Here is a 9,621-nt window from a genome sequence, read left to right as displayed (position 1 = left end):
CGCGTCCCCCACCAGATCGCTCACACCCCATCAACGACCCAGAACCCAAACCGTTTCGGATCAATAGCCGATATTTCACACATCGCCGGTCTGGTCGTCGCGGGACTGCACCCCAGCCCGATCGACTACGCACATATCACGACCACCTGCACGCACAAGCAGCTCGGCGGCCCCCGCGGAGCATTGATCATGTCGGGACGGGACGCCGACACGCCCGTGAGTGACAGCGGCCAGTCCCTGGCGCAGCGGCTGCGCCGGGCGGTCTTCCCCTACTTCCAGGGTGCGCCGATCCTCCCCGCGATCGCCGCCAAGGCCCGCATGCTCGCGCTGGTGCAGACCGACGAGTACCGGGCGACCGCGCGGCGTATCGCGGAGAACGCCGCACTCCTCGCCGACGCGCTGAAGGAACTCGGCTACAAGGTCATCACCGGCGGCACCGACAACCACATCGTGCTGCTCGACTTCATCGGAACGCCCCTCAGCGGACTGGTCGTCGAGCGTGCCCTCGAGGACGTCGACATCGTCGTCAACAAGAACCACATCCCCGGTGATCCGCGTCCCTCCGCCGTCACCAGCGGCGTACGCATCGGCACGAACTCCATCGCCCAGCGCGGCTTCGGCCCCACCGAGATGCGGCAGTGCGCCCGGCTCATCGACTCGGTGCTGCGTGCCGTCCGCCCCCTGGGCGACCGCGACTACGAACTGGAGGAGTTCACCCGCCAGTTGGTGCGCACCGAGGTCCGTAAGCTGACCACGCAATTCCCCATTCCCCGCTACACCCCTGTCGATCGCTGGGAGTTCGACGCGTGAGTGTCCTGCTCACCAGGCTCGACATGCTCAGCGTCGCCTTCGGGCAGACACCGGTCGTCCAACTGGCCGACGACGCGGTGAACCTGTACGCCAAACTGGAGTTCGCCAATCCGAACGGAAGCGCCAAGGACCGTTCCGCCTACTGGATTCTGAAACGCGCCATCGAGCGCGGCGACGTCACCGAGCACACCACGGTCGTCGAGTCCTCGTCCGGGAACTTCGCGATCTCCATGGCGTCCTTCTGCCAAGTGCTCGGCATCCCCTTCGTGCCGGTCATCGACCCCAACTGCAACGCCCCCACGGAGGCGTACCTGCGCACCATCTGCGAGCGGGTGGTCAAGGTCGAGGAGCCGGACGGATCGGGAGGCTACCTGCGCACCCGGCTGGCCCGCGTCCAGGAGCTGGTCGAGGAGCTCTCCCCGGCGTACTGGCCCGACCAGTACTCCAACGCGGACGCGCTGGAGGCCCACTACCGAATGACGGGCGGCGAGCTCTGCGCGGCCTTCCGGACCATCGACTACGTCTTCGTGGGCGTCAGCACCGGCGGCACGGTCGCTGGAGTGTCCCGGCGACTCAAGGAGCACTTCCCGAATGTCACGGTCGTGGCCGTCGACGCCGCCGGCTCGGCCATCTTCGGCCGGTCGCCCAGCGCGCGCCGCATCCCCGGCCTCGGCTCCAGCATCGTGCCGGAACTGTGCGACCGCGCCCGCATCGACGACGTTGTCATCGTGCCCGAGCGGCAGGCCGTGGAGGGCTGCCACGAGCTGTTCCAGCGCCACGGGCTGTACGCGGGTGGCTCCACCGGCAGCGTCTACGCCGCCATCCGCGGCTACTTCGACCAGAGCCCGCCGTCCGGCCGCCGGCCGACGGTCGTCTTCCTCTGCGCCGATCGCGGCGCGAGCTACGCACACACGATCTACAACCCCGCCTGGGTCAAGGAACAGCTCGGCGACGAGGCGGCCGGAGCACGGCCGGTCGTGCTGCACCGGGCCGACCGCCGCGACCGCCAGGAGGGCCGAAAGGAAAGTCATGACGGGCTCGTCCCCTGATCTGCCGTCGCTGCCGTCCCTGCGCACACTCACCGGAGCCGACGTTCTGAGACACATCGAGGGCAATCGCCCCGAGTGCCTGGAGGTCGTCCGCCGTGGCTATCTCACCCACGAGCGCGGTGACAGCACGAACCCGCACAGTGCGTTCCTGCGCTTCCCGCACCGCCCCACGTCGCGGATCATCTCCCTGCCGGCCTACCTGGGAGGCGAGTTCGAGGTCGCGGGCATCAAGTGGATCGCGAGCTTCCCGGACAACCCCACGACTCGTGGCATCCCGCGCGCGTCGGCCACGCTCGTGCTCAACGACACCGAGACCGGCTACCCGTTCGTCTGCATGGAGTCCTCCATCGTCTCGGCGACCCGCACGGCCGCGTCCGCGCTGCTCGGCGCGGAGGCGCTCAGCGGCGGCCGCAGCGCTCGGCGGGTCGGTGTGATCGGCACCGGGCTGATCGCCGGGCACGTATGGAAGTTCCTGCGCGACCTGGACTGGAAGGTGGGCGGCTTCCGCCTGTTCGACCGGGACCGGTCGCACGCCGAGCGGTTCGGCCGGATGCTGGCCGAGCAGGGCGCCGAGGACGTCGTCGTCACCGACGACGTACGCGACGCCTTCGCCGACTGCGACCTGGTGGTGCTGACCACAGTCGCCGGCGAACCGCACATCCACGACCCGGGGCTGCTGGCCCACGCACCGGTGGTGCTCCACCTGTCGCTGCGGGACCTCGCCCCCGAGATGGTGCTGGCCGCGCAGAACATCACCGACGACGTGGACCACGCCGTACGCGAGAACACCTCACTGCACTTGGCCGAGAAGCGCACCGGCAATCGCGACTTCATCAACGGCACCATCGCCGGCGTCCTGAACGGCGACGTGGCCGTGGACCACGACCGGCCGGTGATCTTCTCGCCCTTCGGTCTGGGCGTGCTCGACCTGGCCGTCGGCAAGTGGGTCCACGATCGGGCGGTCGCCGACGGCGATGGCCATGACATTTCCGACTTCTTCGGCGAGGCAGTGAGGTAGCCATGACCAACTCCACCAGCGACGACACCCTGCGGTACAAGGTCGTGGCGAACCACGAGGAGCAGTACTCGATCTGGTTCGCCGACCGCCCCCTGCCGACCGGCTGGAGCGAGACCGGCTTCTCCGGCACCCGCGAAGCCTGCCTGGAGCACATCGGCGAGGTCTGGACGGACCTCACGCCCAAGTCGGTCCGCGAGCGCCTCGAGGGACGGGTTTCGTGACCTCTCTCGACCAGCGGCTGGCCGGCCTATCGGCGAACCGGCAGGCCCTCCTGGCCAAACTCCTGAGGGAGCGCAGGGCGGCCGCCCGGCCGGAGATACCCCGCGGCGAGGGACCCAGTCCGCTGTCTTTCGCTCAGTGGCAGTTCTTCTTTCTGTGGCAGCAGGACCCGTACAGCGGCCAGTACAACGTGCCCATGGCCCTACGGCTACGCGGCGACCTGCGGGCCGACGAGGCCGAGGCCGCGCTGCGCGAGGTCGTACGCCGTCACGAGATCCTCCGCACCCGCTACACCATCGAGGGCGAGGAGCTCGCGACGGTGCTCGGCGACTGCGACGCGCTGCGACTCGGGCGGACGGACCTCTCCGCACTGCCCGAGGCCGAGCGCGAGGACGCGGCACGCACCCGGGCCGCGGACGTGGCGGCCCGGCCCTTCGACCTGGCGGCCGACCTGCCGTTGCGCGCCGAGCTGATCCGGCTGGTGGACGAGGACCACGTGCTGGTCATCGTCGTGCACCACATCGCCACGGACGGGGCATCCACGGAAATCCTGTTCCGGGAATTCACCGCCGTGTACACGGCGCTGTGCTCCGGCTCGGACGCGGCCGCCGTGCTGCCCGAACCGCCCATCCAGTACGCCGACTACGCCGGCTGGCAGCGCTCCACGACCGAGGGCGAGCGCCTGGAGCGCGGCCTGGAATTCTGGGACGCCTGGCTGGAGGGCGCCGAGACCAACCTGGACCTGCCGACCGACCGGCCGCGCCCGGCGCGGCCCACCCACACCGGCGACCGGCGCAGGCGGCGTATCCCCCGCGAGCTCGCGGCCCGTATGCACGCGTTCGCCGCCGCCCACGGCGTCACGCCGTTCATGACGGCGCTCACCGCGCTCGGCCTGGTGCTGCGCCGCCAGACCGGCAAGCAGGACTTCCTGATCGGCACGCCGGCCTCCAACCGGCCCACTCCGCACACCGAGAAGCTCATCGGCTGCTTCGCCAACACACTGGTGCTGCGGGTGCGCTCGGCCGGATCGGCCACGGTCCGGGAAGCGCTGCACCAGGTCCGCGACGACGTCGCGGCCTCCTACGACCACCAGGACGTGCCGTTCGAGAAGGTCGTCGCGCTGCGCCAGCCGGAGCGCACGCTCGCCCGCAACCCGCTCTTCCAGGTGATGTTCGTCTACCAGCAGGTGCCGGGCATCGAGGACGACCTGCCCGGCATCGCGGTGGAGCAGTTCGACCTGCACAACGGCACCGCCAAGTTCGACCTGGACCTGTCGCTCCTCGACGGCCCCGACGGCATCGACGTCAGCTGCGAGTACGACGCGGAGATCTTCACTCCGGAGCGGATCGACGCGCTCCTCGGCCAGCTCGAACACACGATCACGACGATGATCGCCGACCCGGAGGCGGCCGTCTCGGCGCTGTCCGTCCTCGACGGTGCCGCGTGGCACCGCGCCGCCCGCGAGTGGAACGCCACCGAGGCGGACTACCCGGCGGACCGCACCGTCGCCGCCCTGTTCGCCGACCGGGTGGCGGCCCACCCCGACGCGCCCGCCGTCCACGCGGCATCGGGCACTCTCACGTACGCACAGCTGGACCGGCGCTCCAACCAGCTGGCGCGGCTGCTGGCGGAGTACGGCGCGGGCCCCGGAGCGGTGATTGGCATCGCCACCGAGCGCACCGCCGAGCTGTCGCTCGCCGTGCTGTCGGTGCTCAAGTCCGGGGCCGCCTACCTGCCGCTCGACACCTCCCACCCGGCCGAGCGACTGGCCCTCATGCTGGGCGACTCGGGCGCCCGCGCGGTGATCACCAGCCGTTCGGTGGCGGACCGGGTGCCCCCGACGGACGCCCCCCCGCTCGTCCTGGAGGAGCTCGCGGAGCGCCTCGATGGGCTGCCCGACGAGCCGGTCCGGAACACGGCCGCATCGGACGACCTGTGCTACGTCATCTTCACCTCGGGCTCCACCGGACGCCCCAAGGCCGTGATGCTCGACCAGCGTGGCCGCGTCAACAACTTCACCGACTTCAACCGCCGGTTTGCGATCGGCCCGGGTGACGCCGTGCTGTCGGTGTCGTCGCTGGGCTTCGACATGACGGCGTACGACGTGATCGGCACCCTCCTGGCTGGCGGCGCGCTGGTGCTGCCCGACCCGGTGCGCGAGCGCGACCCGGGCCACTGGCTGGACCTGATCCGCGCCCACCGGGTCACCGTCTGGCACTCGGTACCCGCCCTGCTCGGCCTGCTCATCGACGCGGCCGCCGACCTGGGCGTCGCCGAGCTGCCCGCGCTGCGGGTGGTGCTCCTCGGCGGCGACTGGATCCCGGTGACCATGCCGGACCGCCTGCGGGCCCTGTCCCCCGACGCGCGGGTCATCAGCCTGGGCGGGGCGACGGAAGCCTCCATGGACTCGACGATCCACGAGATCGGCGAGGTCGACCCGGCCTGGCGCAGCATCCCCTACGGGCGGCCCATGGCCAATCAGCTCGCCTACGTCGTCGACCCGGAGGGCCACCTCGTTCCACCGGGTGTGGCGGGCGAACTGTTCCTCGGCGGCGCCGGACTGGCGTGGGGCTATCTGGGCGCGGCGGCCCAGACCGCGGACCGGTTCCTGCCCAACCCGTTCAGCGGGGTGCCGGGCGACCGCATGTACCGGACGGGCGACCTGGCCCGGTACCGGCCGGACGGTGTCCTGGAACTGCTGGGCCGGATCGACTTCCAGGTCAAGATCGCAGGCAACCGCATCGAACTGGGCGAGGTCGAGGCGGCGCTGCGCGCCCAGCCCGAGGTCGCCCAGGCCGTGGTGGCGGCCCCTCAGGTCGACGGACGGCGCACCCTCGTCGGGTACCTGGTGGCCGAAGAGGGCGCCGCCGCGCCGGACACGGACGCGCTGCGCGAGCGCCTGCGGACCGCCCTCCCGGCGTACATGGTGCCCTCGGCGCTGGTCGTCCTGGATCGGATACCGCTCACTCCGAACGGCAAGGTCGACCGGGGCCGGCTGCCGCTCCCGGGCGCCGGGGCCGCACCGGCCGGTGCCACCGGCACAGGACGCGCGCCCGCGTCGCCGACGGAGCTCATGCTCGCCGAGGTGTGGGGCGAGCTGCTGGGCCGTGCGGGCATCACGGCGGACGACGGGTTCTTCGCGCTGGGCGGTGACTCCGTGGCCTGCATCCGCATGGTGACCCGAGCCCGCGCCGCCGGTCTGGAGCTGACGCCCCGCATGGTGTTCCAGGACCAGACGATCGGTGAACTGGCGGCCGCGATCGACCGCGCCGCGGCCGAACGGCCGCAGGGGAGAGGATCCGGCCCGGCGGACCAGGACGGCCTCGCACCGATCCAGCGGCACATGCTGTCCGTCGCGCACCGGCGACCGGTGCCCGGCCTGTACGTGATCCAGTCGGCGTTCCCGCTGCCGGGCAACCTCGACGAACAGGCCTTCCACGACGCCTGGGAGTGGCTGTTCGCCCGCCACGCGATCCTGCGTACCTCGTACGAGGACACCGCCTCCGGTCGGCCGCGCCCGGTTGTCGCCGACCGCGTCGACCTGCCGCTGCGCACCCGTGACCTGCGCGGCATGACCCACGAGGAGCAGGAGCGGGAAGTCCTCGCCGAGCTGGCGGAGCTGAGGTCGGTCGGCTTCGACCTCGCGACGGCCCCGCTCGTCCGGATCCTGCGCTACCGGCTGAGCGACGAGGCACAGCTCGTGGTCCAGCTGCACCACTACAGCCTGCTGGACGGCTGGTCGTGCATGCAGCTGCGCCGCGAACTGCTCGCCGCCTACCTGGCGTTCGCGTCCGGCGAGCGTCCTTCGCTGCCCGAGCCGATGCCGTTCGACAAGCACGTGGAGTGGATCTCCGCCCAGAACAGGGACGCCGCCGCCGAGTTCTGGACCGGCTACCTGCGCGACTGCCCCGGTCCGTGGGCCCCGCGGCCGATGCCTCTGCCGACGGGCGCGGCCAGCCAGCCGGTCCGCCTGCTCACCGCCCTCGAACCGAAGCTCCTGGACGGCCTCGACGCCCTCGGGCGCGAGCACGGCATCACGTTCGCGACGCTGGTCCAGCTGGCCTGGGCCGTGGTCCTGGCAGAGCGCACAGACCACGACGACGTGGTGTTCGGCATCACCGCCTCGGGCCGACCGGCCCTGGCGGGCGCGGAGTCGGCTGTCGGGCCGTTCATCAGCACCATGCCCGTACGGTTCGCGGCCAGGCCCGGTGAAACGGTTGTGGCGGCGGCCCTGCGGCTTCAACTGGAGCGGGTGGCCGCCGAAGAGCACGGCGTGCTGGAGCTCGGCGCGATGACGCAGGGCCGTGACCTGGCGACGGTTCTGGTCTTCGACAACTACCCGGTCGACGAGTCGCTCAAGGCGGCCCAACTGCCGGCCACAGTCGAGCACCCGCTGATAGCGCGGGACCTCGGTCTGGCCCAGACCGAGTTCCCGGTCCGGGTCGACATCTTGCGCGGGGCCCAGAACGCGCTGGCGTTCACCTTCGCCGGCGACCAGGCGGTGCCCGAGGACGCGCGGGAGCTGGGGCCGCGACTCGTCGCCGTACTGGAGGCGATCCGGTCCGCTGCCGACGGTCCCCTGGACTGGCTCGCGGACCACGGCAGGACAAGCGGTACGACCGAGTACATGGGGGACGCATGAAGACAGTGACCACGGTAGAGCTCTCGGTGTTCGAGAGGATCACCCCGCTGGTCTCCGGGTACCTGGAGGCGTACGCATCGACGGACCCGGTGGTCTCCAAGGAGTACCGGTTCGACAAGTACACGACGAGTATCAAGACGCCGCTCGACACCATCGCCCGTGATCTGCTCGCCAAGGACTCGGACGTCTTCGCGTTCTCCACGTACGTCTGGAACATCGGCCTGGTCCGGCCGCTGGTCAAGATGTTGCGGGAGGCGAAGCCGGACGCCGACATCATGCTCGGCGGCCCGCAGGTGATGCACCACGGCCTGCGCTACCTCGACCCGCACGACGAGAAGCTGTCCCTGTGCAACGGCGAGGGAGAGATCTCCTTCACCGAGTACCTGCGGGAGCTCACCGAGCCGCACCCCGACCTGACCAAGGTCGAGGGACTGAGCGTCTACCGGGACGGAGAACTGATCAACACCGGTGACCGGGCCCGCATCAAGGACCTGGACACCATCCCGTCGCCCTTCCTGTCCGGGCTGATCGCGCCCGAGTACAGCATCAGCATCATCGAGACCAACCGCGGCTGCCCGTACCACTGCGGGTTCTGCTTCTGGGGCGCGGCGACGAATGACCGTGTGTACCGCTTCGACGAGGAGCGGGTGCGCGACGAGCTGACCTGGATGTCGCGCAACGGCACGCTGTTCCTCTACATCGCCGACGCCAACTGGGGCATGCTCGCCCGCGACGTCGAGTTCTCCGAGCACATCGCGGCGCTGGCGCGGGAGAACCACCTGCCGAATGTCGTCTATTTCTCCTCCGCGAAGAACAAGCCGCACGCAGTCACCAAGATCACCGGCATCTTCCAGGAGGCCGGACTCGTCACCTCGCAGCCGGTGTCGATGCAGACGCTGGAGCCGGAGAGCCTGAAGATCATCCGACGGGACAACATCAAGCTGGACGCCTTCGGTTCGGTCCAGGACGACCTGCGCGACCGGGGCCTGAGCTCCTTCATCGAGCTGATCTGGCCGCTGCCCGGCGAGACGCTGGAGTCCTTCAAGAAGGGCATCGGCACGCTGTGCGAGAAGGACGCACACACGATCATCTCGTACTCCCACCTGCTGCTGAACAACACGCCGATCTACCACAACCGGGAGAAGCTCGGCCTGGTCACCAGGCCGGCTGGCGGGGGCGTCGCTGAGGCGCAGATCGTCATCGCCACCGAGCAGGTCAGCGCCGACGAGTTCGTCGAGGGCATGCGGTACTTCTACGCGGTCCACGCGGTGCACAACACCCGCAGCCTGCGGGCCACCAGCAAGTACCTGACGGGTAAGGGCATCCTCACCCACCCCGAGCTGTTCTCGGCGTTCGTCGACTACTGGCGCTCGCTGCCCGAGGACGACCCGATCGTCGAGTACGTCGAGCGGTCGATCCGGGACGCGCTCTACTACGACGTGGGCAACTACGGCCTGTTCATCCACACCGTGCTGCACGAGCACCGCACGCTGTTCACCCGGCACCTGAGGGAGTTCGCCCGCTCGCAGCCCTGGTGGTCGGACGACACCGCGCGCGGTCTCTTCGAGATCGACCTGGTCAACCGGCCGTACGTGTACAGCACCACGCCCCTGGAGGAGCACGACCACCCCTTCGAGACCCTCACGGTCACGGCCCGCGAGGGCCGCACATACCGGGTCGAGCTGGACGCCTCCTGGCGCGAGGCACTGACCACGGCCGTACGCCTCGACCCCGCGCCGCCCGGCGGTGTCGTCTTCACGGTCGACCACAAGCGGCTCCAGTACCCCTACATGGCGGCGCAGAGCCTGGACCACAACGCGAACTACTGCCATGGCATGATCGAGAAGATCGAGAACATCGTGCCGTTCTGGCGTACGGCCTGA

General features: G+C 70.1%; 5 protein-coding genes and 1 pseudogene. All 6 read left to right on the top strand.

Going from position 1 to position 9,621, the window contains the following annotated elements; genetic code table 11:
• Positions 1-810: pseudogene (gene glyA, locus F3T56_RS31060) on the top strand (serine hydroxymethyltransferase); the annotation flags it as partial.
• Positions 807-1,859, top strand: a complete 1,053-nt coding sequence (sbnA, locus tag F3T56_RS31055) for a 2,3-diaminopropionate biosynthesis protein SbnA (RefSeq protein WP_149828662.1) — start codon at positions 807-809, stop codon at positions 1,857-1,859. The pseudogene glyA and the gene sbnA, both read left to right, overlap by 4 nt.
• Positions 1,840-2,877: a 2,3-diaminopropionate biosynthesis protein SbnB gene (gene sbnB, locus F3T56_RS31050; RefSeq protein WP_149828661.1), complete on the top strand. Its 1,038-nt coding sequence runs from the start codon at positions 1,840-1,842 to the stop codon at positions 2,875-2,877. The genes sbnA and sbnB overlap by 20 nt, the downstream gene beginning before the upstream one ends.
• A gap of 2 nt (positions 2,878-2,879) precedes the next feature.
• Entirely contained in the window at positions 2,880-3,098 is a 219-nt protein-coding gene (locus F3T56_RS31045) for an MbtH family protein (RefSeq protein WP_149828660.1), read from the top strand.
• The gene (locus F3T56_RS31040; RefSeq protein ID WP_149828659.1) at positions 3,095-7,738 is read left to right on the top strand and encodes a non-ribosomal peptide synthetase; all 4,644 of its coding nucleotides are present in this window, start codon (positions 3,095-3,097) and stop codon (positions 7,736-7,738) included. The genes F3T56_RS31045 and F3T56_RS31040 overlap by 4 nt, the downstream gene beginning before the upstream one ends.
• Positions 7,735-9,621, top strand: coding sequence for a hypothetical protein (locus F3T56_RS31035; RefSeq protein WP_149828658.1), 1,887 nt, complete (start codon positions 7,735-7,737; stop codon positions 9,619-9,621). Before F3T56_RS31040 ends, F3T56_RS31035 begins: the two co-directional genes overlap by 4 nt.

Origin of the sequence: Streptomyces tailanensis, assembly GCF_008386495.1 — a bacterium.
Taxonomy (GTDB): Bacteria; Actinomycetota; Actinomycetes; order Streptomycetales; family Streptomycetaceae; genus Streptomyces; species Streptomyces tailanensis.
This window is presented reverse-complemented; position numbering and strand designations above follow the sequence as displayed.